Source organism: Saccharomonospora marina XMU15 (assembly GCF_000244955.1).
Lineage (GTDB): Bacteria > Actinomycetota > Actinomycetes > Mycobacteriales > Pseudonocardiaceae > Saccharomonospora_A > Saccharomonospora_A marina.
The window spans coordinates 5,460,151-5,486,617 of the sequence record NZ_CM001439.1; the positions used below are offsets into that span (position 1 = coordinate 5,460,151).

Genomic DNA, 26,467 nt, shown 5'->3' on the forward strand with positions numbered 1-26,467 from the left:
GGTGCCGCGTGTGGTCAGGGTTCGATGCCGGTGACGCCGTGCTGGGGGTGGGCGGCGCCGCGTCCGTGGGTGTGGATGTCGGTGACGCCGATCAGTGACAGCAGCTGGGGTCGGTAGATGGCGGTGACCTCGACCGCCACCGTGTCCCCTGCCACCTGGACCGTGCCGGTAGCGCCGATGTCGGCCAGATACCGCCGCGCCAGGTTCCGCGCCCGCGCTGGATCGAGTCGAACCGTGCCGGTGGCGCGGTAGGCGGCGAGGTCGAGGGCTTGGGCACCAGCGCGTGCCGCGGACTCGGCCTGCCCACTGGCACGGACCTTGCCGGCCAGGGCGAGGCCACCGTCCAAGCCCAGCCCGGCCAGGGCGAGCAGCCCGAGCAACAAGGCCAGGACGAAGGCGCTCACCCGCCCTGCGTCGGCTCGCCACCACAGGCCCCACTCGTGGTCTGTTCCTTCTCGGGTCATGGCGTGGCTGCAGGGGCGCGGTGGGATCGGTAGGTGTCGACGACCTCGCTGGCGGTCGCCTCCAGCGTTCGCGCTCCGGGTACGCCGAGCAGCAGGGCTTGGCCGAAGTCGACGGTGCAGCGCACGCTGACGGTCACCGGGTTGGCGGGGGCCGGTGTGCCGGACAGCGTGGTGGTGAGGTCGCGGCACACCAGCCCGGCGTGGGCGAGCGCGGTGCTGGCGCGCTCGCGGGCGGCGGTGGTGGCGGCAGGGGTGCCGCGTTGCAGGCTGGCGGCGCGGGCGGCCTGGTGCGCGGCGTCCTCAAGCCGCAGCCGGGCGTCGACGCCGCGGTGCACCACCACGGCCAGGAAAACCAGCAGCATCACCAGCAGCGGGGTCACCAGCACGGCCTCGGCGGTCACCGAACCGCGCTCTGCCGCCCACCATCGACGCCACCGCGACAGGGCCGCTGTCGGCGCGGGCCGGGTCATGACAGGCCCTGCCCGGATCGGACGCGGTGGCGGGACCACGTCGAAGGGGGCTTCTCCCACGGGAACGCTCCGGCGCCGGTGACGTCGCGGGCGGCGGTGATGTAGGCGAACATGGTCCGTGGCAACGCTTCCGCGGTCTCGGACAGGCGCCGCAGGTGGTCGTGGTCGGGCAGCAACGCGAGGGTGTGGCCGGCGCGGGCGGCCAGGTCGCGGTGCCGCAGCTTCGCCTCCCATGCCCGGGTGAGGATCAGGCAGGCCCGCAGGTGCCGCGCCACCTCGTCCAGTGCGTCGTCGATCACGCTGACCGCCTGGTGTGCCGCGGCGGCCAGTTCGCCGACGTCGGAATCGGGGGCGGCGGACAGTTCCCCGGCGAGGCTGCGGGCGGCGCGGGTGCGGTCCAGGCAGCACAGCGCCTGCCACACCATGCGGTGCGCCTCGCCGCACAGCGAGGGCTCGATCCAGGCGCGGGCCGGGCTGCGGTGCAGTTCGTCCACACCGGTGATCAAGATCCGCGCGACCGTGCCCGCAGCGCCGAGGTCGACGAAATCGCGGCTGCGGAGGAAAAACTCGCCCCGCACCCGATCCAGTCGGCACCAAGTGCCCGGGCCGTGGCGATGGTCGGTGAGCAGGCGCAGGGCGCTGCGCCACCCTGCCAACGCGCTCGCAGCGACCGCCAGGACCCCGGCGCTCAGTGCGAGCACCGCGGGAAAGCCGCTACCCGATGAGGCCGCGAGCACCGCCAGGACCGCCCCGGCGAGTCCGGTGAGCACCAGCCGTGGGCGCAGCCCCGCGCGGATACGCTCACCGCGCCACCGCCGCGCCGGGATGTCGGGGCTGAGCAGTACCGAATCCGGCCCGTCGGGGAACGTCGCCATGCGCACCGGTGTCGCCGGGTGCGGCGGGTGAGGGCGTGTCATCAGGCCTCCTTCTCCGTCAGACCGGAATCGCCGTGGCGGCAACCGACCTCAGGGCGCGGTATCGGGCACGAAGCGTTCGACCTCGCCGGAGGCTTCGGCGTGCACGTGCAAGCGCACGCCGGGCAGCACCGGGGTGGCCTCGCCGTGGACGCTCACCGCCACCGAGGAGGCGTCGCGGGACACGGCGAGCTGGGGATCACGCAGAGGTCCGGCGGCCAGTTCGTCGAGCAGTCGCTGCCCGGCCACCTGCCCGGACCGGGTGGTGCCGTTGTGGGTTCGTGCCGCGGCCAGCGCCTGGGAGGCGGCGGCCTGGGCGACATGCGTGGCGTGTGACCACACGGCGAACTGGATGATCGTCAGCAAGGCCAGCAACAGCAGCGGTGTGGCGATGACCAGCTCGACGGTGACTTCGCCCCGGTCTCCGCGCAGCGCGCCACGGACCCGGTCGGCCAGCGCGCGCAAGCGAGTTCGTGTAGGAGTTCGATGGAGTTGTCGGCTGGGACTGCCTTCTTGTCGGTGGCTTCCAGGAGAAATGGCGCTCGGAGGTTGCGGCCTGATGGTCGGAACGAGTGGGGCGTGGACTGGGTAGTTGTCGGTTTCTTTGAGCATGGTTCGGGCTTTCGGTCTGGTTCGGAGGACGCCACCGTGTTTGCTGGCGTGGCGTCATTTGCTTGTCGTTGCGGTGGCAATCGGCGCATTGATGTGGCTCCTTCCGTGGATCGTCGTTGTGACTTCGTGCCTGGGGCGGGTAGAGCGGGCGAGGTAGTCGCGGGCTTGTCGGCATAGTTGTTCTCCCAGTGGTGTGAGCAGTCCGAGGGGCTGTGGGTGCGGTCGTCGGTGGAACAGGGGGCCGCCGCAGTTGCGTTCGAGGACTTTGAGCCCGGTGGTGAGGCTGCTTTGGTGAATGCGGCGGGCGAGGGCGAGCTGGGTGAGGCTGGAGCATTCGGTCATGAGGAGGAACCGTTCGATCCGGTGGTGTGCTTGCTGGCCTCGCAGGGCTTTGCGGAGGAGGCCGGGAAGGTTGGCCGGGTGGCCGATAATGGTTCCTGTGGCGATGTGGTCGCGGCTCCCGCCGCGTGGTCGGCGCGGAATGTGGTGGGTTTCGGCGAATGCCCGCAGGGTCGCTGGTCGGCAGCCGATCTCGGTGGCGATATGGGTAATTGAGCGGTTCCAGGTGGTGTATTGCTCGCGCAGCCAGCTCAGGTCGACGAGGAAGATCCGCTGAGGATCGGTGCGGCCGGGCTCGGCTCGATAGCCCGTCTCGCGGTCGTTGGCGGGCATGGGGATGATGGCGCCAGCACGGTGCCGCGGGTAGGGGGCTTCGGCGATCGGGTGGCGGCGCAGCACGTGCCGCAGGTGGTGACTGGAGATCCCGAGCGACTCCGCGACGACCTGGGTGGGGGCCCAGTGGTTGTGGGAGGTGGCGCCCCATTGCGCCCGGAGCGCGTCATGAATGGGGCGGGGATCGGTGCGGTCTGGGTCGGCCCCGGGCCATCGGGTAACAGAGACCCAGCCGGTCGGCGGCTGCCAGGACAGCGGTTCGGCGGTGATCCCCGCAGCGTGCAGGAGTTGCTCAGCGTGCGCGGCCAAGGTGGTGACGAGTCGGACGGGCATGCTGGCGCAGAATTCGATGTGGTCGATGCGAGGGGCGCCGTTGTCGAGCCGGTAGGGCTGGGGAGCGGTGGCGAGGTTGCCGCCGGTGAGTAGTTCGTAGAGGTAGCGGCGGGCGAGGTCGAGCCGTCGCTGTCGGCCGACGTGCAGGCCCGCGTCGTGGCAATACCGGTCCCAGGTCGGTTTGTCGATGAGTTCGGTGTTGCCGACGAGCCGGCGGCGGCGCGCGTAGTCGATTGGGATGTCGTGGTGGTCGAGTGCGAGGCCGAGTTCGGTCAGAATCCGCAACGCCCTGGAGTCGCCGGAGGTGGTGCCGAGACGGCGAAGTTGGTGTCCGACCTGCTTGGTGCGAGGCTGGTGCGGCAGCAATGAGGTGAGCTCGTTGAGCTGCAGCTGGCTGTGCGGTAGCAGCAGCGCGGCGATCATGGCCGAGCGGAACACGGGGCCGTCGACGTTGTCATCGTCGGCGAGCCGGATCGCCCAGGCGGGCCAGAGCTGGTCGGGTAGCCGCGCTGCCCGTGTCAGCGCGGGATCAGTGGCCTGGCGCGGACGTGGCGCCGGTTCGGGAAGTGTTGTGGCGTAGCGGATCCGCTCGATGGGTGTCAGCGTCATGTCGCGTCCCCGAGCGATCCGGGTGATCAGTGCGGGGCTGGCCGTCTGCCAGGAAAACGGGATAGCACGGGAACGTGGCCCCTGACAGCAACGGGTGACCAGCTCAGGCACGGGATCCCGGGTTCCCCGGGGTGTGGCCAGCAGCGTGGTGGCCTCGATGAGCGCCGCGGCGGCGGGTAGCTGGCGGGTGAAGCCGCCCCGCTTGCTGACCTGGTCTTGACTCAGGTGCAAGGCGATCAGCGTCAGGTCGGTCAGATCATCGGCCGCCCGCTCCCGGTCCTGGCCGGTGAGGGCGGGATCTCGGGTGCGGGTCAGCAACGTTGCGAGGAGGCGCTGCGTGCCAGCCGCGTCCCCACCGCACGTATCGAGGGGCCGGGCGTGGCCGGTGGTGAGGTTGTGGCCGCAGGAGGAGCAGGACAACCGATTCGTGCCAACGCCGCCCGGCGCGATCCGCTGGAGTTGGGGTTGCCAGCAGGCAGGGCACCGCTCTGCCAGCGGGGCGTTGTGCCGCAGGCAATGAAACGTCAGCGGGATCGCCCAAGCCGGTTGCCAGCACGTGCCCTCGCCCAGGCAGTCGGGGCAAAAGCGGCTGGCGGGCTGGGGTGTCCAGACTCGCAGGACGTGCTCGGGCGGGCAGGGCCTGGTGGCAGCGAACATCGCGGTCACCTCGCTGACGGACAACCCAGCCAGGCAAGCAATGCCGGGCGCGTGTTCCGGGCCGGGCTGGGCGCCGGCGGGGATGCCCGCAGCGTGGGCGAGCGTGGTGCGGGTGACATCCAGGCGGACGGCGTAGGTGTGCCACCACAAGCCGAAGGGTTCGCCGGGCAACGGGGTAAGGGTGAACGGGAGCCGGGTGGTCATAACGTCACCTCGAAGAACCTCGACCGGGGAATGCCCGGCAGCCTCTTCCCAAATGCCGGTCGGCGGCGTACCGTTTCCGGCTCGACGACGCGGCCGTCCCGAATAAAGATTGGAGATTTAACTATGTTTTTAGTTCCTGACCCGATGGGAAGACTGGAACGTGAAGAACTTGACGAGTATCTAAAATTGCTCGGCGGGCTCTTGGCAAGATTAGTAGCAGATGACGTGCAAGAAGACCATCGAAGATCCCCGAAAGTCTTGAACGCTAAGCACTTGGCGACGACAGACACCAAGAGACTGATCGAGTCGCTGACGGCATATCGGGAGCAGCTGGAAGATCCTCCGTCGGAGAAGGCAGCGGCGTCAGCACGGTAACCGAATGCGGTGGGTAAGTTCATGCTGCTCCCTCCTGACCAGTGCGTGGTGTCGCCGGGCGAGGTTTCGTCCGGCTGGTCATTAACCCGGTGCGGAGTGCGGCGTGGAGTTCACCGCGGGCGGTTTCGGCGGCCTCGTCGATACGCACCGCATCGAGTAGGTCGAGCGACAGGGCCTCGGCGCCGGTCGTGATGGCCTTGAAGCAGCCTCGGCCGATCAGGGACATCAGCGAGGCGAAATGGCCTGTGCTGCGCGCGAAGAGGTAGTCGGCCAGGTCGGTGGCGATCATGCCGCGACGGGTGTTGGCGAGCACGAGGTCACGCTCGATGCCGAGCAGCAGTTGCCGCCAGGTGCGGCGCCCGGTCGCGGTGCGGATCTCGAACGGGTGCAGGGTGAGCACGGTCCAGCGGCGGGCGGTCTGGGAAAGCGCGGCATCGGCGCCGGCGAATCCCTCGTCGAGCAGCCCGCGGGCGCGCAGGCCCACGCCGACGAACAGGAAGGTGACGGGGAAGGTGTTGGCCAGCCACTTGAAGTGGTTGGCCACCTCCCGGCCGTCGCGCCGGTTGATATCGAGGAAGTGCACGTCGTCGACGATGATCAGCCGGGTCTTGCACTGGGCGACGCATTCGGCGGCGCGGTGCGCGAGCAGATCGGCGGTGCCACGAGCGGCGGCGGGCAAGCCGAAGAACCGGCAGAGCATCGCGTTCAGACTGCGCATCGTGGTGTTGGAGGTCAGTCCGAGATAGACCACCGGCGTCCGCTGCCAACGGCCGTCGCCGACCGCGACATCGGGGCCGTAGAGATCGATCTGGTTGTGGTGGAACGCTTTGCCGAACGCGATCGCGGCGGTGGTCTTGCCCAGGCCCGGCAGCGCCTCCAGCACGGCGGCGGGCTTGACCTTGTCGCCGTCTTGCCGGTTACTCCCGCAGATCTGCTCCAGCTCGCCGAAGACCGTGCCGATCTGCGGAGTGCGAATCGGCCCGAGGTTGGCGTGCCAGAGTGCACGGGCCTCGTTGTAGCGTCGCCGTTGCGGGCCCGGCAACGCCGCGATCTGCACGGCCGACAACGCCGGTGGACGAGCGCGGACCGGCGCGTCGGCCAGGGCGAACCAGCCGTTCTTGGTCGACGGGTTCCAATCCCGCTCGTCGACGGTCGCCGCCTCGATCTGGTCGCGGCTCATGGCAGCACCTCCAACGCTTCGGCGTAGAAGTCTTCGTCGGAAACCTCGGCCGGCTCGTCCGCGCCGCAGCGGTCCAGTTCCTCCTCGCAGTCATCGTCCCCAGACACCTCCGGCGTCATCGCGGACTCGACACCGGCAGGCGCCTCGTCGGTCGGCTGGCCGGGGTGTGTCACCGCGCGCACCGTGGGCAGCTGCGCGATCTCCGGCGAAGTCCCGGTCGCGGCGGCGAGGCGGGCGTGACGTTGTGCGCTGGCTCGGATCGCCAGGCGCCGTTCGGTCGGGTTGCGGGTCAGCCCGGCGTCGAAGCGGTGCAGCAGCTGCGCCAACGCCGCCCGGTCATCGACGTGACGGGCCGAGGTCAACGCCAGCCGCCGCGCGTAGGTCAGCGCGTCGGCCGAGAACGGCACCGCGACGTCGGTGGCGTGTTCCCAGGCCAGGGTGTGCCAGCGTTGGTCGGCCGGGTCCTGGAAGTAGACCCGGGAGACGTCGTCGGTATCGTAGCGGACCGGCCACTTGCCGCGGTGAGCGCCGGTGAACGGGCTGGTGCGATTGCGATACGGCGTCAGCGCGGGCCCGTTGTAGCGCAGCCCGTTCAGCTCGACGCCGTAGTGCTGGATCGAGCGCCAGGCCACCGGCAGGAAATCGAACACCATCTCGGGCCGGGACGGCACCCGCAGCCGCCCGGTGCGGGCCATGCCGTGGGCGAACATCTCCGCCGGGGAGAAGACCAGCCCCGGCACGTGCGGTTCGGCCAGCCCGCTGTGCGGGCGGTGGTGGCAGATCTCGCCGATCCACTCACGGACCACCGATTCCAGCTCGTCAAGGAAAAAGTATGTGCAGCCTTCCGGGTCCTTCCCGCGGCTGTGGACATCCGGGCCCTTGTAACCGGGCAACGCTTCCAGCAGCTGTTCCCGCAGTGTGCGGAAAAACCGTTCGACGGCAGCCTTGTCCGTGGGGGTCAGCGGGCGCGCCGGCTGAACCGAAATGCCCAATCGCTGACACACGCCCAGCAGATGCTGCGACAGGTAGATCTTCCCGTGATCAACCACGATCGTTTCCGCCGCCACCCCAGCAAGCCCGCTCACCTGCGCCCGCTCGCCGGCGCCCGGCTCGGCCACCACGACCAGATCAGGCAGACCGGCATAGGGCAGCAGCCCGCTGGAGGTGGTATGCCGCGAGTTCGGGCGCAGCGCCTCGAACAACACCAGCGCCGCATCCACCGACTTGGTCGACACCGGCGAGAGCCGCAACCCGGTGATCGACCGCGAATACAGATCCATCGCGATCGTCAGCTCCACCCGCACCCACCGCAGCGTCAGCGGCTCCATCGCGAACACGTCCAGCGGCGTGGAATCCAGCAGCAGATACTCCCCGGGCCGCGTCGGACGCAGCCGCCCATACACCCCCTGCGGTCGCGCGGCGATCGAGCGTTTTCCCTTCGTGCTCCCGGTAAACGCGTTCGTGCCCCGGGACAACTCGGCCAGCACCGCCCGCGCGCGCCGCCGCCCCGGCTCCTCGACCTCGCCCACGCCGTGCTCGGCAGCCAGTCTCGCCGACACCCGCTGCAGCACCAGCCTCTGAGTCGGCCGTGCGGCGTCGGTGTGCTCAGCCAGCACCGTCTTGCACATCGCCAGCCAGCGCTCGTCGACACCACCCACCGGATCCGCCATCCGTGTGCCGCGGTGATCGACCAGCCCCACCGGCCCGGCCTCACGAAACGCCGCCACCCACCGCTCCAGCGTCCGCATGGTCACACCCAGCTCGGCGGCTTTCGCCGCATACCGGTCCCGCAACGGCAAACGCGGGTCATAGCCCGGCCGAGGCTCGCCCTCAACCGGATCACCCAAGCCGCCGCCGCGGTAGCCGGTCAGCACTTCCTGCACATGCGCCAGCCGCTGCCCCAGCTGCTTCCGCTGCGCGAGCGTGAGATCGTCCAGAATCGACCCCGGCCACTCAGCCGGAGTGGTGTCGGCACCCGCCAGCGTCACCATGGGATCCGCCAACAAGGTGGCCGTGTGCGCGAGCACCGTCTGCCCGGAACTACCGCGTAACCGCAGCCGATCCGCCTCCAGCCCTACCACGGTGAACCAGTCGCCATCCCACGACAATCGCGTGCCCACCGAGATCAACACCGTATTCGCCCCGGTCATGCCGCACGCTCCAACACCGTCGCCGCCGACAACGACACCTCCAGCTCAACCCGGAACCGGCCACGCCACACCAGATGCAGCGCCGCGGCCCGGACATCGGCCGCGCGATCCGGCCAACCCGACTCCAACTCGCCGAGAAAAGCGTCGGTCGTGACCTGCCGCTCCAGCCAGCTCACCATCGCGGCATCAACCCGATCCGGATACCGATACGCCGCCAGGAACCGAACATTCGCCAACGTCGTCGGCGACGTCCCCGACCACACCTCGTGCCGCCAACCTCGGACGGTGAACAGCTCGTCCGCCCACGCCAACGCCGCAGCCACCTTCGGTCGCGCCAGCTGCTCCGCAGGCTTGACATTGACTACCGTCACCGCGCCCTCGGCGTCCAGCAACAGGAAGTCCGGGACATGACGCCGACGTTCACCACGCGATTCCGCAGTAACACAAAACGGTTGGGCAGCAATCGCCACCACACGAGGATCGAAATCAGCCAGCAGCAAACGCGCCAACTCCAGCCGGCTCTCATACACGACATGACCGCCGGTAGTCGCCGCCCAATACCAACCCGAGTAATGGGCCTGCCCGCGCCGCCAACGGAATACACGCCACGGAGAACCCTCGACTAGCGTCTTCGCCTGAACGATCTCAAGATCCACCGTGGACACCTCTTCTGAACAGTCCTTGTAACTCACGGAATTTCCCGTCGCCATCTCCGACCCCTTCCGTCACGACACCCAACGGGGACAAATCGCAACGTACGAGCCCGGAAAGATCACCTCATTTCGACATGCCGACCAACCGACAACTTCCGAAGGACCGACATTTCACCGACAACAACACCGGTCACACCGACAACTTCAGCGGATCCCTACAGTTCGGGCGGCCCTGGCAGACACCCTCAGCCCCCGAGCCCGAGATCGATCGAGTTCGCCTTCTGCGTCAGTTTCGCCGCGATGATCGCGATGATCGCGATCGCGGCGATGGCCATCAGGGCGGTGACGATGACGGTGGTGGTGATTTCCCCGCGCTCCGGGTCGGCGCGCAACAGCGTGGCTCGGGCGCGTGTCAGCGCCCATAGGCTGTGAATGTGGTGCGACATGGTGTGCCTCTTTCCCTTGTGGTGCGGTTTTCTCGTGGCGGGGAGAAAGCGATGGGGCGCGCTAGAGTCCGTTGAGGACTTGGATCACCGCGGGGTAGGCGATGAACCCGAGGAAACCGAGGAACAGCAACGTGACCGGTAGCGCCATGCGCTCGGTGGCGGATTGGGCCTGGGCTTCGGCGTCGGTGAGCTGGTGAGTGCGCAGGGCCTGGGCTTTGGCGGCCAGCGACGCCCGAACGCGGGCGCCTTCGGCGCCTGCCAGGGAGATCGACGCCGCGAGTTCGGACAGTTCGGTGAGGTCGAGTTCCTCGCCGAGCTGGCGCAGGGTGGTCCACGGGGTGGTGCGGGTCAGTTGCGCGGTGTGCAGGGCGCGGCGGATCTTGGTGAAGGCCGGGCCCGCTCCGATGGCCGCGGCGTCGCCGAGGGCGGCCTCGATCCCGGCTCCTCCGGCGAGGGTGATCCAGACCAGGTCGATGAACGCCGAGAGCGTGTCGCGGAATTCTCGCCGCATCCGGGTGGCTTTGGCGCGGACAGTGAGATCGGGAACCAGGAATCCCAGCGCGGCGAGCGCGATCCCCGCCAGCAGCGGCACTTCCACACCCAGTGCCAGCCCAGCCAGTGCCAGCAGGGTTTGCAGCAGCCACGGGGTGAGTAACCCCGCCACGGCGAGGAGGGCTTTGGAGGCCAGGTGGGTGTCGACGTCGCGGCCGGTGATCCGCAGTTCGGCTTCGAGTTTCGCGCGGGGTAACCCGAGCATCCGCAGGCCAGGCACGAACACCCGGCCGCAGGTGGTTACCCAGGCCGTCTCGGCCGCGACCGTGATCGGTGTGGTCGGCGGGTGAGTGCGGACCGACGTGAGGCGCTCGCTCAGTGCTGGGCGGGTTGGTACCGCCCAGGTCAGCAGCAGCCACAGGCCGACACCAGTGCCGAGGCCGAACAGCGAAGCGGCGATCATGGGTGCTCACCCCCGTTGCCGGGCCCGTGGTGGCCAGCTGGCGTTTCGGTCGCTGCTGGGGCATCCAGGGCCAGCACTCTGAGATGGCCGCCGCTGGCGGCGATCCGGGACAGCCAGGCGAATCCGGCGGCGAACAGGCCACCGAGGAGCAGCAGAACCATCTGCCCGGTGGCGGAGTTGTAGACATCGAGGTAGGCGCGGTTGAACACCACGACCCCGGCCGCGAAGGCGAAAGTGGTGGCGACGATGACCCGCACCGAGGTGCGGGTCCGGGCTCGCCCGGCCTCCACACGCATCCGCATCGCGGCCTGTTCGCGCGCGGTGGCCGCCAGCGAGCCAAGTAGGTCGCTGAGCTGGCGAGCCTGGCGCTCGGCGGCGAGCACCAGGGCGGCGAGGACTAGGTCCATGGTCGGGTCGTTCAGCTCCCGTGCCAGCGCCCGCAGTGCCGGCGCGAGGCGCTGCCCGCTTCGCAGCCTCGCGGCCAGCGTGGTGATCTCGCCGCGGATCGGCGTCGGGGCCAGGGGCGCGGTAGCGAGGATGGCTTGTTCGAGCCCGGCCGCCGCGCGGAGCACGTCGCGCAGCATCTCCGTCCAGGACGCGATCGCCTCGATCCGCGCGAGTCGCTGTTTGTGGACGCGATCGGGGCCGACCAGCCGGGGTAGGAACCACACCGCTGCCGCGGTCAGCAGGGCGCCGACCACCCAGGCGGTCACTGCGGCGCTCAGCACACCCGCGCCGACCGTCATGGCCAGGCGCAACAGCACTCGCCGGTCACCTGCCTGGCCTGGCAGGGTGGGCACCAGATCGCTGCGCCGCGAGGGCATCGGCACCGCCGGGACGGTGCGGCGCCAGGCGGTGACGAGCACCAGCACGCCGACGGCGGCGCCGAGCCCGAACAGGGCGGCGATCAGGGTGTGGGTCATGGGGTCCACCATCCCTGCGGTCTGCTCAGCAGATCGGGATCGAATCCGGCGGCGACCAGGTCGTCGAGGGTGTCCGCGCGCAGCGCCCCCGCCACCGGGACGGCGCGGCGGCCGGGGCCGCGGCGGTAGACCTCGTTGGAGATCACCGTGCCGCCCTCGGCGTCGACCACCTCGCGGATCGAGGCGATCACCCGCGTCGTCCGGTCGGCGGCACGGTCCAGGTGCACGACGAAGTGCACCGCGCTGGCCACGAGCAGGGCCGTGGCTTCCAGCGAGAGCCGTTCCGGTCCCTGCGCGGCATAGGAGGCCAGCCGGGTGAACGCGATCTTCGAGCTGGAGGCGTGCAGGGTCGCCATGGAGCCGTCGTTGCCCTGGGACATGGCGTTGCACATCGGGATGACCTCGGCGCCTCGGATCTCGCCGACGATCACGCGGTCCGGCGACATGCGCAGTCCCCAGCGGACCAGTTCGGCCTGATCGATCGCGCCCTCACCCTCGACGTTCGGTTCGCGGGCCTGCAGCGCGGTGACATCGGCGTGCGAGTCGGGGTCCAGTCCGAGGCCGAGTTCGAAGGCGTCCTCAACGGTGACGATGCGTTCGGTCGGGTCCAGCTCGGCCGCCAATCCCCGCAGCAAAGTGGTTTTCCCGGCTCCGGTGCCCCCGGTGATCAGCACGTTCTTGCGCGCCCGCACGACCGCGCGCAGGAACCGCTCCAAGCCGACGTCCAGGGTTCCGCGGCGGCGCAGCTGCGCGAGGGTGGCGGTGAGATAACCGTGTCGGCGGATCGTGCAGGCCGTCACCCCGCCCGCCGTGAGTCCCAGGACAGCGAACAGGCGTTCGCCGCCGGGCAGCTGCAGGTTCAGCGCGGGTGCGCCGCGGTCGAATCGGCGCTCCTGCGACGAGGCGCGGGCCGCCAGTGTGCGGATCAGCTCGGTCAGTTCCTCGTTCGAGGAGGCGACCGGCGCGGCCTGGACTCGGCGGCCGTCGCTGTGGTGGACGAACACCCGGTCATAGCGGTTGACCGCGATCGTCTCCACCGACGGGTCGGCCAGCAGCGGTTGCAGCCCGCCGAGACCGAACACCTCGTCCAGCACCTGCTCGACGAGGCGTTGCTCGGTGGTCGAGTCCACCAAGGCGCGACCGGCGAGCAGCTCGGCCTCGCTGTGCGCGGCGATCGCGGCGTCGAGGATCTCACGGCCGATCTCCCGCCGCCGTGCCAGGCTCAACGCGCCGCCGCTGGGGCTGGAGGAAAGCTCGGCTCGGCCGGGCAGATCCACGCTCAGCGACTGCCGCAGCCGGGTACGCAATCGCTGCTCGGCCTCGTTCGGCCCATTGGCCGCGCTGGCAGGGGGCGCTGGGTGGTCGGTCGGTGTCATGCGGGTGGCTCCCTCCAAGCAGTGCTGGGCTGGTGGCCGTTACGAGGCGGGTCGCTGGGTGTGGGCAGTGGACGCAGCAGGTGGGGCCCGTGTGCGGGTGGGGTGATGACCGCCGCGCCGTCGGGTTGGCGCACCTGTAGGGCGGGCACGCCTGCCACCGCTGCCGTCGCGTGCGTCGCAGGGGGCCCGGCGAGGGTGCGGGCGAGGGTGGCGACCTGGCGGGCGAGCCCGCTGCGGCCGCGGCGGCGGGCCGGTGGGGGCGGATGCCCCGTCACACTGGCGGCAGCGGCCGGGTCGTACGGGAGGCGGCCGATCGTGGGCACACCCAGCTCCCGCTCCACATCGGCGGTCGAATAGCCGTGGCCGGTCAGCAGCAGTGCCGGGCGTGGGGTCCAGCGCGCCAGCTCCTGCAGGCGCGCTGCCGTGTGGGCGAGATCGTCTGCCTGGGTGCCGGTCACCACTACCAGCGCGTCCGCCCGGCGCGCGATCGGCTCGGCCGGTGAACCGGGATCGACGCGTCCGCAATCCGCCAGCACCACCACCGCCGGTTCGCGGGCGGCGGCGTGCAGCCTCGGCCCGTCCGGCGCGGTGGCCAGGGTGTGGAGCGCGGCGCGGGCGTGCGCGCCGCCAGGCGGGGCTACCAGCACCCGGGCGCCACCGGGCAGGGCCTGGGTGTACTCCCACACCGGCGCCGGGTCGCGGGTACGGCGCGCGGCGGCGGTGAGGCTGACCAGCCCCGGGGTGACCGGCAGGCCGAACCGCATCGCCAGATCGCCTCCGGCCGGGTCGACCTCGGCGACCAGCAGGCGGGTGCTGTCGGCGTGCGGCCACTGCAGGGCCAGCGCGACGGCCAGGGTGGTCACTCCCGGCGAGCCTTTGACCGAGCACAGCGCGATGAGCATCAGCGGTCACCGCCCGCGGGTCGCATCACCAGCGCGAGCTGCTCGGCCGGGACCTGCGCCAGCTGTGAGGCCGCGGTGTGGTCCAGGTCCAGCGACACCACGGTGGTCTGATCCGCGCCCGCGGGCGTGAGGCTCACGACCGTGGCGCGCCACGACGTACCAGGACTTTGTTCTTGCGCCGTGGTGTTCGTCGCGGTACCGGCGGTGACGACGACGGCGACAGGGGCTCCGGCGGCCAGCTCGGGCGGGAACTGTCCTGGCTGGACTCCAACCGCGACCACCGCTCGCCCGGCGGCGGGAATCGCGGCGCCGCCCACGGCGTCCGGGGTCAGCAGCGCCCCAGGCCCGAGGCTGGTCGCCATCGGCCGCCCCACCACGTCGGTCGCCTGGTCCGCCGGAATCAAGGCCGCGCCCGGCGCCGCGGAGATGTCGACACTGCGCAGGTCCGCCCGCGTCAGCACCTGCCCGACCGTGACCGGCCGGGCCAGCGCCAGCATCGGGGCCCGCTCCCCAGTGCTGGTGGTCCACCACACCGCTCCCCCGACGCACAACACGACCAGCAGCGCTCCCGCCACCAGGTGCGGCAGGCGGCGTCGACGGCCACGGCGCGAAGCTGACGACGGGGAGCCGGAACGATCCAGCCACGACGGCCGGGCTTCACCGGTCGGGCCGTGGCCATGTGCGGGAGTGTCGGTGCTGGTCACGTTCAGACCTCCAGGCATAGATCGCCCGCACCACGTATGCGCCCCGGTGGCAGAGCCACCGCCGATACGCGGTCAGGAAACAGCAACGAAAAGAACTGATTCAGTTGAAAGCGGGCGGCGAGGGGGTTACCCGGTGCCGAGGGCTTGGGACTCGGCGACCCGGAAGGAGACCGCCGTGGTGGTGGCCAGGTCCGGGAGCGTGCCCGATGCCCCGCCGCCGGACCAGGTGATGCGCCACGACACGGTCGCCGTCGCCGGGAACCGCTCGCCGGGGCTTGTGGCCGACGACCGCTGAAAGGTGTGCCCGCAATCCGGCGAGGCCGCCCGCGGGTCCCCGTGAGCGGGAAAGGGCGTGCCGGGCCCGAAGCAGGTCACGGTGCTGCCATCGCCCATGACCCAGGACACCGAGGTCGGGCTCGCCGTCGCGGTGACCGAGACCGCAGGCACCGACGCCGTCGCCGATCGCGGCTGCCACATCGCCCGGTCCAGCCACAACCACGTCGGAAGCCGCACCAGCTGCGTACCCGCTGGGCTGGAGGCGATCGCCGGATCCGGCAACCGCAGCTGCGCCCGGGCCCGCCGGGCGAGTTGTTCCGGCGACGGTGCCGCGCCCGGCACCTGGCCATCCCGAATCCATACCGGCGCCCGGTACAACGCATCATGCGTTCCTTGGCCGGAACACCGGTAGACATACCACGCGCCGCCCTGGTCCTGTGCTCGCATCGACACCGCACCGTGAGGCCGCAGGAGCGGGTGCGACACGAACCGCACGGGGGCCGAACCCGAGGGACGTGGCCGGTAGCCGGCCGTCCGCACACCGTGGGCCGGTGCCCGGTAGTCGCTGCGCACGTACGAGCAACGCGGCTGCTCGGTGTCCTCGCCGAGGATCCGGTCACCGGGCGCGGAGTGCGGGGCAGCGCCTGGTGCCGTGGGCTCACCGGGGTGCGGGACCGGTGGTGCGGGTGTGTCGCGACCGTGTTGTCCCGCTCCGAGTTCGCATCCGGCGTAGGAACTCTGGCCGCAGTCAATGTCGCCGTACCAGTCACCGGCCAGGGCGGGTTCGACGCTCGCCAGCATCGCGGCGGAGGTCAACACCGTGAGGGCGCCCAGGCCTCTGGCGGTCAACATGATCCGGTTCCTTGCACCGCGAACCGGGTCACCCGCCACGAGCCGTCAACCGCCAGCTTCACCTCGGCGTTGATCAGGTGCTTGCCCCCGGGTTGGTCGTCGGCCGGTTGCCCGTTGTCCGCGCGGTACTTCAACCAGTCGCCCGCGTCCGAGCAATCCCGAATCAAGACGATTTTGGGTTCGTTCGACGGTTCCACGGACTCAACGACCGGGCTGTTGACCGGCTTTCCCTTGCTGACCAGGCCGTTGTAGTGATCGGCGTACAGCTGGCGCGACAGCACCGACAGTGCGTCACCGGTGGCGTGGTCGGCCAGGCGGGGCGACTGCCAGTCCGATGTGGTCGCCGCCTCGGCGACGTCCTGCCACATGCCGTGGTAAGCCGCCAGCGCCTGCTGCTTCGCGCTCTCGACGGGCGAGATGGGTGTCGTGCTGGGTTGGGAGGAAACTGCCGTCGTGGACGGCGCGGGGGACGTACTGCCGTTGGAAGCGCAGGCGGCCACACCCAAGGCCAGGGTCACACCGGTGATGACCAGCATCTGACGGGTGTTGCGGCGCGGATTCATCGTGTTCCCCCTGCTTGATGACAGTCGCGGACAATGGCGGACGAGCCGCGAGATCGTCATACACCGCGCGCAGGTGGTTGGGTCGAAAGCCGCGCGGGACGTGCCGCTCACGGCCTGCGGCCAGCCGCGAGATCCACACATTCGCGTGAAGGACCATGCGGTGGGCGCGCGGTGTGGCCAGCATGAAGCCATGGCCAGACCATCCGTACCCGGCCGGCTCCGGCCGCTCCTCGCCTCCGCTGCCCTGGCCCGGTGGACGAGGCCGCGGTGACCGTCGGCTGGCTGCTCGCCTACGCGGGGGCGGGCGCGGCGTACGGGGCGGCGCTGAGCGAACTCGCCCGGCGATCCGTTCCCGAAGGCGCGCATCGGGTCCTCGGCTCGTGGTGGCTGGCTGCCGCGGTGACCGGCGGCGTGCTCGCGGTGCTCGCGTGGCGGATCGGGCCGAGGTGGGAGCTGGCCCCGTACTGGCTGCTGGTGCTGCTGGGGGTGCCGCTGGCGATCATCGACTGCACTGATCGGCGCCTGCCCCGGCTGCTGGTGTACCCGCTGCTGACCGGTGTCCTGGGCACCCTGGTGGTGCTGTGTCTTGTCCGTGGCGAAGCTGCGCCGGGGATTCGCGCGGTGGCCGCGATGGCGGCCTCCAGCGGGTTGTTCTTGATGGGCGCGTTGATCGTTCCGGGTGGGATCGGTGCCGGCGATGTGCGGCTTGCCGCCGTCGCCGGTCTGGTGGCGGGCTGGTCGGGCTGGCTCGTCGTTATGGCAACGCTGCTCGTGTCGTTGGCCTGCGCGGCGCTGTTCCTCGGAGTCTTGCGGTTCGCACAGTCCCGAGGTGCGCAGAGTTCGGACACGGTGCCCTTCGGTCCGTGCCTGCTCGCCGGTGTACTGACCGCTGTCGTGGTGGCAGGCGGCTGAGGCCGTGCCGGGCTGGCCGGAGCGGGCCCACGTGGTCGGGGTCGCGGTCATCGTGATCCTCTCCGATCGGCCGAGTGGTCAAGGCCGGACGAACCGCTTCGCGTGGCCGTTGCGGTGGACACGACGAGTTCAGCGACGGGCCGCCAGGTGGTGCACGCCTCGCACCAGACGTAGCGGGGCACGGTGTCGGGATCGGCGATCAGATCGTCCAGGGTCGCGTCGTCGAGTTCGTCGAGCGAGTGAGTGTCGGCGCAAGCCAGTAGGTAGTGAGCCATGGGTGCGCGCCTTCCCTGAGTGCGGACAGCATCGGCGGGGGTAGGACCGGTGTGGCGGGCTTGCCGTCACAGGGCGCGTCGCAACGCCCGCCACACCGGTCCGGTCCGGGAGTCGGGCTCCTCCCGGACGCGCTGGAGGTCGGCAACGTGAACACCTCGAATTTCGCCGCCGCTCCAGCGGACCGTTGAATCGCTAATCGGACCCGTAGAAACCGGGGATGCAGCCGACCCCGCCGTTCCAGTAGGCATCGACCACCCTCCAGCGGATACCGCCCTGCAGATCGCTGATCCCGGGACCGACGCAGCGGGCGTGGCCGCCGCCGAGGATGTCAATGACATCGAGCATGACGGTGGATCCGGTGCCGCCGTCACAGTGGCGGTACTTGGCAAAACCGAGGTAACCGCAAGCCTCCCTGGCGGACGGTGAACTCGCCGAGTGCGCGCCAGCAGCGGCCGACGCGGTCCCGGTACCGGCGAATGAACCGCCGACGGCCAGGACGGCGAGCGCGAGCCCTGTCGCGGCGGTCCGAACGCGGTGGCGGGAAGGGTGTGTCGAAGCTGGCATTCGTGTCCTCCAAAAATAGTGGCGTCACGATGGGATATGTGTGCTGATGCGGGTCGAGTTCGAACACCCGCGAAAGTGGATCTTTACGCTCACCGGTCCATTCAGGATCTGCCAACATGTGCCGGAGATGCTTTACAGTGGGCCGATTCGCATACCTCCACTCTGGACTGTGCTGGCTTACTCGGGAACGAATCGACGAGGACAAAGTTGTCCTGTTCTTGTCCCGGTCCTGTCCCAATCCTGTCCAGATGAGAGCGATTCTCAGCAGCGTCGATCCGCATTCCTGAGCAGTAGATCGTCATCGCTGGTGGCATTCCTGGCGTATCGAGTAAGCGTTATCAGTCGGCACTTGAACAGGCCAACTTCCAGGTCCGACCAGGAAGCAGATCACCAGCGCGTCGCTTCCCCAAACGAACCGGTGGCGTTGGGAAGGAGTGTGGCGAGCTGCTTGGTCTTCAGACCACCAGGTCGTCGCTGTCCCGCAGGCGGGCGTTGAGGGTGGCGATTCGCAGGTGGATGTCGAGCGCGCGGGGATCGTGCAGGGTTTCGAGGATGGTGGCAGCCTCGCGGTAGGAATCGCGGGCGCGCTCCGGCTCGCCCAGGGCGGCGAGGGTTTCGGCGCGGGCGATCAGGGTTTCGGCTTCTCCCCAGCGTTCGCGTCCGGCGCGACGGAGCTTGAGCGCGGTGTCGAGATGGGTCAGCGCGATCCGGTGCTGCCGTTGCTGGAGCAGGAGCAGTCCGTAGTGGTGGTGGGCGAGGCTGAGCACGGGTGGGGAGGGCACTTTCTGGGCGTGGTTGAGAGCTTGCATTGCTGCCCGGGTCGCCGATGCGGTGTCGCCGGATGCGTGGTGCAGGCGGGCCAGAACGGCGCGGGTGAATGCGAGACCGAAGTCGAAGGTTTGTGCGGCGAAGAGTGTGTCGGCCATGGCGAAGCAGTCTTGGGCTTCCTGATGCAGGGCCTGCGCGAGGTAGGCCGCGCCGAGGGAGAAGGCAGTCCAACCCCGTTCGCGGTCGGTGTGGCCGAGTTCGGTGCGTAGCCGCAGTGCCTCGCGAAGGTTGGTCACGGCCTCGTCGGTACGTCCGAGTTCGTGTTGGGCCCAGCCCAGGCTGTGCAGGCACCAGGCGATACCCCGCTGGCTGTCGAGCCTGCGGGCGGCGGCGAGGCTTTCGGTCGCCGCGGTCAGCCAGGTTCCCCAGTTCTTGGTCAGGTAGAAGTACGGCAGGAACAGCGTCGGCAGCAGCCACACCGCGTCGCCCGCAGCACGGCTACGGACGTGGCGGGCGATGTCGATCGCTGTCTGGACCTCGTCCTCGCACCAGGCGACCGCGCCGTCGTAGCCGCTGTCGGTGAACTTCAGCGGTTCGATGTCACCACCGTCTTCCGGGGCCAGCGCAGGCCCTGACCAATGCGGAGCCAGCGCGTTGCTGGCATTCCAGGCGGTCGCGATGTACCAGCGCAGCACACGATCGTGCGCACGCTCCACTTCGGATGGCGGCTCCTCGTCGATGGCCCGCTGGGAGGCGTAGGCGCGCAGCAGGTGGTTCATGCGCATCCGGCCCGCCTGGGCGTTATCGAGAAGGTGCGCGTGGCGCAGCACGCCGAGCGTGTCCCGTGCGGCGGCAACGTTCAAACCGGTAAGCGCGGCCGTGGACTCGGCGCTGGCGAGATGGGCAGGGCTGACACCCAGCAGTCGGAACACCCGTCGCTCCTGTGGCGGCAGGGCGAGGTAGGACACGTCGAGCACGCTATGGATGTTGGTCGTGGGATCCGACGAGCTGAACAGATTCAGCCGGCCTTCCGTGGTGGCCAGCCTGTCGGCGAGTTCGCTCAGCGAGCCGTGGCGACGCTCGCGGATGTGCTCGGCCGCGATCAACACGGCCGCAGGCAGGCGCCCGCATCGGCGCACCATGGCCTCGGCGGCGGCCTGATCCGCGTTCACCCGGGCGTCGCCGAGTCGTCGGCGCAACAACGTGAGCGCCTCATCCGGGCTCAGCGGGGCCAGTTCGAGGTGCAGGCCGCCGCTGCGCAGCAGCAAGGTTGATTGGTGCTCGCGGCTGGTGATAACCACGGCACTGCCCGCGCCGGGCAGCAGGTGTTGGATCTGTTCGTAGCCTGCGACGTTGTCGAGCACAACCAGGGCGGGCCGCTGCGCGAGCAGCGACCGGTACCGCGCGGCGCGATCGGCGAGGGTGCCGCGCAGAGCCTCGCTCCCGGCGCCGAGGGCTCGCAGGAACGCATCCAGCACCTCACCGGGATCAGCGGGCACGCCGGGGGCCAGACCACGCATGTCGGCATACAAGCACCCGCCGTCGAAACGCCGCTCCACCCGAGCAGTCCATCGCAGCGCCAGCTCAGTCTTGCCGACCCAGAAACCGCCCTCGATCACGACGGTCAGTGCGACGCCGGGCTGGTCATGTGCGATCAACGCGTCGTCCAGCTGGCGCAGGTAGTCCTCGCGCCCGACGAACTCGGCCGCCGCGGGCGGCAGCTGCCTCGGCCGCGGTGGTGCGACTCGGTCGGCGTCCTGGAACAGCGCGATCCGCTCCAGCTCCCCATCGGCGTCCAGCACCTTGTCGATCTTGCTGACCACGGCAGGCAGCAACCGGCGCCGCCCGTGCATCATCTTGGACAGGTAGCTCGGGCTGTAGTTCGCCTTCGCCGCCACGTCCTCCAATGTCATACCTCTCTCCCGCAGCAAGCGATGCACCGCCGCAGCGAAACAGTTGATCGACCTCATGCTCCTCCCCCCGAGAAGATCAGCCTCCCCAGCACGCCGGTGAAGAAGCGTCACGGGCACCTGCCCGTTCTCCTTGGCTACGGCGAACATCGGGCCTGGCTGTGTGTGGCACGGGCCGGATCTCCGCCCAGACCGTTCCCCAAAGCCGCTGTGTCCGATATAGTTGACTATGGAGATCGAGCGTAAGGTGAACCGATCCGGGTGTCAATTATTTCGGACTGCTTGACCCCAATAGTCTGATAGAGCTGAACCCCGACAAGGGAAGGTGTGGGAGCAGTTGGCCACGTCGGAACAGCGAGCTGGCGACACGTTCGCCATGAAGTTCGACCGCCTCTTCAGCAGCGTGAAACGCGAGGACGGCACGCAATACTCGAAGGCGGAGGTCGCCGAGAAAATCGGGGTATCGAAGGGCTACATCTACGACTTGCTCAAAGGCAAGTCCGAGCCCAGCCATGGACTCGTGGTGAAGATCGCCGCGTTCTTCGGTGTCGAGTTGGAGTTCTTCAACGACTCCGCGAGAGGCCGGGAGCTGAACCGGCAGCACGAGCTGCTCGCGAAGTTGGGGGACAACAACGTGCGGCGGATCGCCGCTCGCGCGAGTCAGCTTTCCCCGGACAAGCTACGTAGCGTGATGGAGTACATCGACTTCCAGGCTCACCGGGATACCGACGACTCGTCCGGGTGAACCGTGTGGTCCGGCGTCGCTGTGGCGTGGACAAGGATTCTCGGAATTGCCGATGATTGCTTATCGACATCAACCAGGGGAGTCGGTCGGTAGTGCAACGTGGGCAGCAGGGGACGATCGCGACCGAAGGCGCGGAGCTCTACTACGAGTCGTGTGGCGAAGGTCCTCCGGTGCTGATCATTCAAGGCGGTGTGGGCGAGGCGGGCGCGACCGCGCAACTCGCCGAAACACTCGCACAGCATTATCGGGTGATCTCCTACGATCGCCGTGGCCTGTCGCGAAGCCCCGCCTCCGTCGAGGCGCCACCGATCGCGATGTCACTGCACGCCGCCGACGCGGCGGCACTGTTGACGGCGGTGTGCCGGGAACCGGCCCGCGTGGTCGGCGCCAGTATCGGTGCGCTGATCGGGCTTCATCTGGCAGTGCAGCATCCCGGGCTCGTCGCAACGTTGGTCGCGCACGAGCCTCCGATGAGCGCCGTGGTCCACGATCCGGCACAGGAGGCGGCGCTGGACCGGGTGGCCGACCTGGCTCGCCAGGACGTCCGGGCAGCTATTCGGCACATGGCGTCCCTCACCGGTAACGGCCAGGCGGTCGCCGAGGAGGGAGCTCGCCCGGCCCCGCCGATAGGCGACATCGATACCACCCTCAGCCACTTCTTTCACCATGACTTTCCCGCGGTGCGAGCAGCGACCTTGGATGCCGCCCAGATCGCGGCCGTGGCAGGCTCGACCACGATCATCCCCACCGGTGGCACGGCGTCCCGTGGCCAGTGGGAGTACCGGTGCGCCGCCCACCTCGCACACGAACTGGGCCGCACCCTGATCGAACTCCCCGGAGGACACAACGGACTGATCAGTCACCCATGGGCTACCGCCGCTGAGCTCAGACGTCTGTTCACACAGGCAGAATCGTCATGAAAGGCGAGGTCGGGGCCAGAGGGTGGCGTAACGACCTCCAACTGCGCCGCGGAGTGAGGAGACTCCTGCGGGAGCTTCGCATCGACACACCGCTCGATGTGCGGGTGCTCTGCGACCGGCTGGCTGAGCATCGACGTCGTCCCATCAAGCTCATCCCCTACCCGTTGCCGGCACCCGGCGTGTTCGGCCTGTGGATCGCTACCGTGGACGCCGACTACATCCTGTATCAGAAGGACACCACCACAGCCCACCAAGAACACATCATTCTGCACGAGATCGGCCACATCATCAGCGGCCACGGCAGCGACGAGAACGACAACGACGTATGGAGCGCGATCTTCCCCGACATTCCACCCGAGACAGTGCGACGCGCCCTCCGCCGAGACAGTTACGGTCCCGTACACGAACGCGAAGCCGAGATGGTGGCAACGGTCATCAAGGAGTGGGCGACCCTCCTTGAGGCGCTGCGGATCTCCCCGGACCGCAAAACCGCTACTGCCCGGCGACTCCAAGGCGCCTTCGACGACCATCAAGGATGGCTCTGATGGTCGTGGCGAGCGTCGTCATGTGGGCCGCCTCGGCGATCGCCGTGATATGGAAGACCTCTCAACTCCTCCGCGCTCCGCACGAGAAGGACCTGCGTGTGGTCACCACCTGCGTCGCCCTGGTGTTCCTCGCACTGTCGGCGCAGCTCGCCTTCAGCCTCGCCCGATCGCCGGAGTACTTCCCGAGCCAGTTCCCGAAACTGATTCAGAATGTGATCCTCACGTTCTTCTTCGCACTGCTGATCGTGCTGCTGCAATCGGCTGTGTCCCCGTCGATGGTGAGCTCCCGAGGACCCCTTGAGGTCGCGCTCGCGCTGCTGACCAGCGCCGGGCTCATCGCCACCTTCGCCGCGACCAACCCCGCCATTCGCGGTGCCAGCTACGAAGGCACCCACGACAACGACCCGGCAGTGCTGACGTTCTACTTGATCGGCAACGTCTACCTGGCCTACGCGACAGCGCGCGGCGCCTACCTCGCCTGGAGCGCAGCCAGCCACACCCGCTCCCGCGCCCAGCTGAGCCTGCGTGTGGCCGCCGCCGGGCTCGTGGTGTGCTGCGTTGGAACACACCTGCCACGCTCGATCTCTACCTCCGGACGCCTCACACTGGGAACAGACCCACTGCCGGGCACAGGAACATGGACAACCCCGCTCCTGGCGACCGGCATCGGTGTCTTCTTCATCGGGGTCGGCTATCCCGGCATACGAACAGGCATCGTGAAAACACGCTTGTGGTTCGAGGTACGCTGCCGCTACCGGCAACTACGGCCCCTGTGGACGGCAGTATGTGACCGGTTTCCCAACATCGCACTATTCCCACCGACACACCCGATCCGCGAGGCCTTCCACATCCGCCAGATGAGACTGCGCTACTACCGACGAGTTATCGAATGCCGCGACGGCCTGGTCTGCCTCAGCCCCTACATCACCGAGCCAGCCGACGCCACCAAGACCCCAACTCGGCAAGCAGAACTGGTCCGGGACGCCCTCGACCGTAGCGCCCAGGCAACGCAAGTATCACCGGTCTCCGTGATCGCCGCCCCGGCAGCCGACGGAATGGACGCCGACACACAAGAACTGCTCGCACTGTCCCGCGCACTCGATCGCCAACGCCGTATGCGTCAACGGCATCGATCGTCGCGCCCGCCTGGGTCTTCAGCCGCATCCACGTGAGGCAGCACTGGTTCGACCATAGGGACCCACCAATCGCGGAACCCGGATACTCGCTGCGGGACAGCGTTGGCTTCGGGCTTGTTCAAGTCTTGGAGGACCTGCTCGAAGAGCACCGTCGGCTCTGAACCTTCCGTGGTATCGCGTGTCATTTGCGAGTTTCCGCAGTGGGTGTCGGCTTCCGCGCTTCGAATACTGGCCGAGGACAACTCTTGCGGTGGCCTTCGGTTCTCGTCGAATGCAGATCACTGCTCTCGCGCGCTCGGTGACGGCGCCATTGCCTGCGGGGGCGGTAGCTTGGACTCTGGGCTGACGGTTTCGGGTCATACCTGTGAGGAATGTGCGTTGCGGCGCCCATGTCAGGCCACCTCTCGCAGGGGCACTTCACCCGTGTCCGTAGGGTCAACCAGCCGAGGTGGTGTCGGCTTGGGCGTGTGGTGGCGAACGTGGCGACCGTGTGCTTCGTGATCCTGGACCGTCGAGGTCAACGTCACCTGAACCCGCTCGGTAGCGTCCGCGCGTGTTTCGGATTCCGCTGAGTGTGGTGTGGCAGCGGGTCCCGGATGTCGCCGAGGCTCTGGCTGAGCATCTGAATTAGCCAGTCGCGCATGGATTTCGATCGCTTCGCGAAGCGCCCCGCGCAGGCGCCCCGTAGCAAGCGGATCGAATACCGCTTTCCCTGCCCCGTTGAACGTCAGCTGGGGACCGCGTTCGCCCACTGACACCCGGACATGCCCCCGCCGCCCGTCCTCGTCTCGGCATGGCACCGTCCATGCTTGCGGATTCGGTTGCCATCGTAGCCGTGCGAGCAGGGCCAGTACTCCATGGCGTCGTTGTCGGCTTCCTAGCCTCATCGCCGCTCCTAAGTGCGTTTGACGTGCCTATTCGGGAGGTCTCCACCTCCGCTCCGCAGCCTAGCAGCTCGGCAATGTGCAAGGGCGGCGAATACATGGTCTAGATAATGTCGAACTTACTCTGATAATTATCAGAGCCATATCAACCAGATGGGTGTTGTTATCGGCTGGTGGCGTACTCTGCGAAAAGATGTGCGGAGTCAGCCCGCGAGCATTGGAGAGGTCAGAATGGCGACGCGGCCGGTGTCGAGCACGCTGCAGGCGTGGGAGCTGGGCATTCGGTTGCGGCAGGCTCGAAGGGATCTGGGGCTCACTGCCACCTCGGTAGCCAAGTCAGTCGGGATCGCCCCATCCAACTTCTCCGCGATAGAAGCGGGGAAGCGGCGTATCACCGCGAGCAAGCTTACCCAGTTGGCAGAGATCTACGAACTCACTGAGGCAGAACGCGACCTGCTGCAAACCCTGCGCGGCAATGCCGAACAGCGCAACTGGTGGCACGACTACAGCGAGCTCTATAGCGAAGAGTTCCTGCGATTCCTGGGCATCGAGGCCGGCGCCAGCGGGGTTCGCGTGTGGTCCCCCATTGCGGTTCCTGGACTGCTGCAAACGAGCGAGTACGCCCGCGCGACGATTCGTGCCGGGAGCCCCTACATCAAACCCGTGGACGTCGGGCCTCGGTTGGAGACCCGCCTGGCTCGTCAGGCCCTTCTCGAGGACGAACCACGCTTGCGTATGGACGTACTGCTGGGTGAGGCAGCGCTGCGCCAGAAGGTCGGCGGCCCCGCGCTGGGTCGCCAGCTTGACCGCCTCATCGAGGTTTGCAGCCGCGCCGACAGCACTGTGGACCTCCATGTCGTACCCTTCGCTGCCGATGCGCATCCGTTGATCGGTGGACCGCTGACGATGCTCAGCTTCGACAACGTGCTGCTACCTGATCTGGTTTGGCAGGAGACCGCCATCACGGGGAATCTCATCGACAAACCGCAGGTCATCCGCGAGTGCTCAGCGAGTTTTGATGAAGTGTTCGAGTCAGTCGCACTCGATACTGCTCGGTCACTTGAGCTTGTCCAGCAGATCCGTAGTGAGTTGGGGGCCACATCATGAACTCTCACCCAGAGACTCCAGGTAGCGCCGTATGGGTGTACACGGACTGGTTCAAATCACGCTTCAGCCCGTCACAGGAAACGTGCGTGGAAGTCCGCTTCGACGGGCCTTTGGTCCATCTGCGCGACAGCAAGGATCTTGAGATTGGGCCCGTGATCAGCATCTCGGTGACTGAGTGGCAGGGCTTTGTCGACGAGGTTTTGGGGGTCGCAGCGGCTGGTAGTAACCATGCCGTGCGGATCGAGCACCTTGATGACGGAGCCGTCCGGCTTCGAGCGATCCGGGGCGGCGTGGCCCTGACCTACACCTCGAGCGAATGGGCCGCGTTCACCGCGGGAGCCCGGCATGGCCAGTTCACCGTCGTGGCTGCCGGGTAGCTCGGGCTGGACGCGGTTGCCGGATCCGCGTGC

Annotated in this window: 26 protein-coding genes; 7 read left to right on the forward strand and 19 right to left on the reverse strand. The window is 68.5% G+C overall.

Features of this window, described 5'->3' with window-relative positions; translation table 11 throughout:
* Positions 1–14: 14 nt before the first annotated feature.
* The 16 genes from SACMADRAFT_RS25875 to SACMADRAFT_RS25950 all read right to left on the reverse strand — a co-directional run bounded on the left by SACMADRAFT_RS25875 (position 15) and on the right by SACMADRAFT_RS25950 (position 16,290).
* Positions 15–464 carry a pilus assembly protein TadG-related protein gene (locus SACMADRAFT_RS25875; RefSeq protein ID WP_009156811.1) on the reverse strand — a complete coding sequence of 150 codons (450 nt, stop codon included), beginning with the start codon at positions 462–464 and terminating at the stop codon, positions 15–17.
* Positions 461–934, reverse strand: a complete 474-nt coding sequence (locus SACMADRAFT_RS25880) for a TadE/TadG family type IV pilus assembly protein (protein ID WP_009156812.1) — start codon at positions 932–934, stop codon at positions 461–463. Before SACMADRAFT_RS25880 ends, SACMADRAFT_RS25875 begins: the two co-directional genes overlap by 4 nt.
* Positions 931–1,851 carry a hypothetical protein gene (locus SACMADRAFT_RS25885; RefSeq protein WP_009156813.1) on the reverse strand — a complete coding sequence of 307 codons (921 nt, stop codon included), beginning with the start codon at positions 1,849–1,851 and terminating at the stop codon, positions 931–933. The genes SACMADRAFT_RS25880 and SACMADRAFT_RS25885 overlap by 4 nt, the downstream gene beginning before the upstream one ends.
* 48 nt (positions 1,852–1,899) lie before the next feature.
* A complete protein-coding gene (locus SACMADRAFT_RS25890) occupies positions 1,900–2,313 on the reverse strand; it encodes a TadE/TadG family type IV pilus assembly protein (protein ID WP_009156814.1) in 414 nt (137 codons plus the stop codon).
* Positions 2,314–2,514: 201 nt separating this feature from the next.
* Complete coding sequence (locus tag SACMADRAFT_RS25895) at positions 2,515–4,902, reverse strand: TniQ family protein (RefSeq protein WP_157617313.1); 2,388 nt, start codon at positions 4,900–4,902, stop codon at positions 2,515–2,517.
* Positions 4,903–5,329: 427 nt separating this feature from the next.
* Positions 5,330–6,490, reverse strand: coding sequence for an ATP-binding protein (locus SACMADRAFT_RS25900; RefSeq protein WP_009156816.1), 1,161 nt, complete (start codon positions 6,488–6,490; stop codon positions 5,330–5,332).
* Positions 6,487–8,640: a Mu transposase C-terminal domain-containing protein gene (locus tag SACMADRAFT_RS25905; RefSeq protein ID WP_009156817.1), complete on the reverse strand. Its 2,154-nt coding sequence runs from the start codon at positions 8,638–8,640 to the stop codon at positions 6,487–6,489. The genes SACMADRAFT_RS25900 and SACMADRAFT_RS25905 overlap by 4 nt, the downstream gene beginning before the upstream one ends.
* Positions 8,637–9,296, reverse strand: a complete 660-nt coding sequence (locus SACMADRAFT_RS25910; protein ID WP_050998422.1) for a TnsA-like heteromeric transposase endonuclease subunit — start codon at positions 9,294–9,296, stop codon at positions 8,637–8,639. The genes SACMADRAFT_RS25905 and SACMADRAFT_RS25910 overlap by 4 nt, the downstream gene beginning before the upstream one ends.
* A 242-nt stretch (positions 9,297–9,538) precedes the next feature.
* The gene (locus tag SACMADRAFT_RS25915) at positions 9,539–9,739 is read right to left on the reverse strand and encodes a hypothetical protein (protein ID WP_009156819.1); all 201 of its coding nucleotides are present in this window, start codon (positions 9,737–9,739) and stop codon (positions 9,539–9,541) included.
* Positions 9,740–9,800: 61 nt separating this feature from the next.
* Entirely contained in the window at positions 9,801–10,694 is an 894-nt protein-coding gene (locus tag SACMADRAFT_RS25920; protein WP_009156820.1) for a type II secretion system F family protein, read from the reverse strand.
* Complete coding sequence (locus tag SACMADRAFT_RS25925) at positions 10,691–11,617, reverse strand: type II secretion system F family protein (RefSeq protein ID WP_009156821.1); 927 nt, start codon at positions 11,615–11,617, stop codon at positions 10,691–10,693. The genes SACMADRAFT_RS25920 and SACMADRAFT_RS25925 overlap by 4 nt, the downstream gene beginning before the upstream one ends.
* Complete coding sequence (locus tag SACMADRAFT_RS29735) at positions 11,614–12,993, reverse strand: CpaF family protein (protein ID WP_009156822.1); 1,380 nt, start codon at positions 12,991–12,993, stop codon at positions 11,614–11,616. The genes SACMADRAFT_RS25925 and SACMADRAFT_RS29735 overlap by 4 nt, the downstream gene beginning before the upstream one ends.
* A complete protein-coding gene (locus SACMADRAFT_RS29740) occupies positions 12,990–13,895 on the reverse strand; it encodes a P-loop NTPase family protein (protein ID WP_009156823.1) in 906 nt (301 codons plus the stop codon). The genes SACMADRAFT_RS29735 and SACMADRAFT_RS29740 overlap by 4 nt, the downstream gene beginning before the upstream one ends.
* Positions 13,895–14,599, reverse strand: coding sequence for an SAF domain-containing protein (locus SACMADRAFT_RS25940; protein WP_009156824.1), 705 nt, complete (start codon positions 14,597–14,599; stop codon positions 13,895–13,897). Before SACMADRAFT_RS25940 ends, SACMADRAFT_RS29740 begins: the two co-directional genes overlap by 1 nt.
* A gap of 126 nt (positions 14,600–14,725) precedes the next feature.
* Complete coding sequence (locus SACMADRAFT_RS25945) at positions 14,726–15,727, reverse strand: hypothetical protein (protein ID WP_009156825.1); 1,002 nt, start codon at positions 15,725–15,727, stop codon at positions 14,726–14,728.
* Positions 15,721–16,290 (reverse strand): hypothetical protein, encoded by a 570-nt coding sequence (locus tag SACMADRAFT_RS25950; protein ID WP_009156826.1) that lies wholly within the window; start codon positions 16,288–16,290, stop codon positions 15,721–15,723. The genes SACMADRAFT_RS25945 and SACMADRAFT_RS25950 overlap by 7 nt, the downstream gene beginning before the upstream one ends.
* 252 nt (positions 16,291–16,542) lie before the next feature.
* Between SACMADRAFT_RS25950 and SACMADRAFT_RS25955 the strand changes: the two genes are divergently transcribed.
* Positions 16,543–17,202: a prepilin peptidase gene (locus SACMADRAFT_RS25955; protein WP_050998276.1), complete on the forward strand. Its 660-nt coding sequence runs from the start codon at positions 16,543–16,545 to the stop codon at positions 17,200–17,202.
* 47 nt (positions 17,203–17,249) lie between these two features.
* Here the strand turns inward: SACMADRAFT_RS25955 and SACMADRAFT_RS25960 are convergent, their stop codons facing one another.
* The 3 genes from SACMADRAFT_RS25960 to SACMADRAFT_RS25970 all read right to left on the reverse strand — a co-directional run bounded on the left by SACMADRAFT_RS25960 (position 17,250) and on the right by SACMADRAFT_RS25970 (position 20,723).
* Positions 17,250–17,477 carry a hypothetical protein gene (locus SACMADRAFT_RS25960; protein ID WP_009156827.1) on the reverse strand — a complete coding sequence of 76 codons (228 nt, stop codon included), beginning with the start codon at positions 17,475–17,477 and terminating at the stop codon, positions 17,250–17,252.
* Positions 17,478–17,670: 193 nt separating this feature from the next.
* Positions 17,671–18,042, reverse strand: a complete 372-nt coding sequence (locus SACMADRAFT_RS31095; RefSeq protein WP_009156828.1) for a DUF6355 family natural product biosynthesis protein — start codon at positions 18,040–18,042, stop codon at positions 17,671–17,673.
* A gap of 455 nt (positions 18,043–18,497) precedes the next feature.
* The gene (locus SACMADRAFT_RS25970; protein ID WP_009156829.1) at positions 18,498–20,723 is read right to left on the reverse strand and encodes a helix-turn-helix domain-containing protein; all 2,226 of its coding nucleotides are present in this window, start codon (positions 20,721–20,723) and stop codon (positions 18,498–18,500) included.
* Between the two features lie 334 nt (positions 20,724–21,057).
* Between SACMADRAFT_RS25970 and SACMADRAFT_RS25975 the strand changes: the two genes are divergently transcribed.
* The 6 genes from SACMADRAFT_RS25975 (at position 21,058) to SACMADRAFT_RS26000 (ending at position 26,434) form a co-directional block, all read left to right on the forward strand.
* Positions 21,058–21,465, forward strand: a complete 408-nt coding sequence (locus SACMADRAFT_RS25975) for a helix-turn-helix domain-containing protein (protein WP_232285478.1) — start codon at positions 21,058–21,060, stop codon at positions 21,463–21,465.
* A gap of 92 nt (positions 21,466–21,557) precedes the next feature.
* Positions 21,558–22,385 (forward strand): alpha/beta fold hydrolase, encoded by an 828-nt coding sequence (locus tag SACMADRAFT_RS25980; RefSeq protein ID WP_009156831.1) that lies wholly within the window; start codon positions 21,558–21,560, stop codon positions 22,383–22,385.
* Positions 22,382–22,930: a hypothetical protein gene (locus tag SACMADRAFT_RS25985; protein WP_009156832.1), complete on the forward strand. Its 549-nt coding sequence runs from the start codon at positions 22,382–22,384 to the stop codon at positions 22,928–22,930. Before SACMADRAFT_RS25980 ends, SACMADRAFT_RS25985 begins: the two co-directional genes overlap by 4 nt.
* On the forward strand, positions 22,930–24,102 hold the full coding sequence (locus tag SACMADRAFT_RS25990) for an MAB_1171c family putative transporter (protein WP_009156833.1): 1,173 nt from the start codon (positions 22,930–22,932) through the stop codon (positions 24,100–24,102). The genes SACMADRAFT_RS25985 and SACMADRAFT_RS25990 overlap by 1 nt, the downstream gene beginning before the upstream one ends.
* A 1,094-nt stretch (positions 24,103–25,196) precedes the next feature.
* Positions 25,197–26,057: a Scr1 family TA system antitoxin-like transcriptional regulator gene (locus SACMADRAFT_RS25995; protein ID WP_232285479.1), complete on the forward strand. Its 861-nt coding sequence runs from the start codon at positions 25,197–25,199 to the stop codon at positions 26,055–26,057.
* Between the two features lie 35 nt (positions 26,058–26,092).
* A complete protein-coding gene (locus SACMADRAFT_RS26000; protein ID WP_232285480.1) occupies positions 26,093–26,434 on the forward strand; it encodes a DUF397 domain-containing protein in 342 nt (113 codons plus the stop codon).
* Positions 26,435–26,467 lie beyond the last annotated feature (33 nt).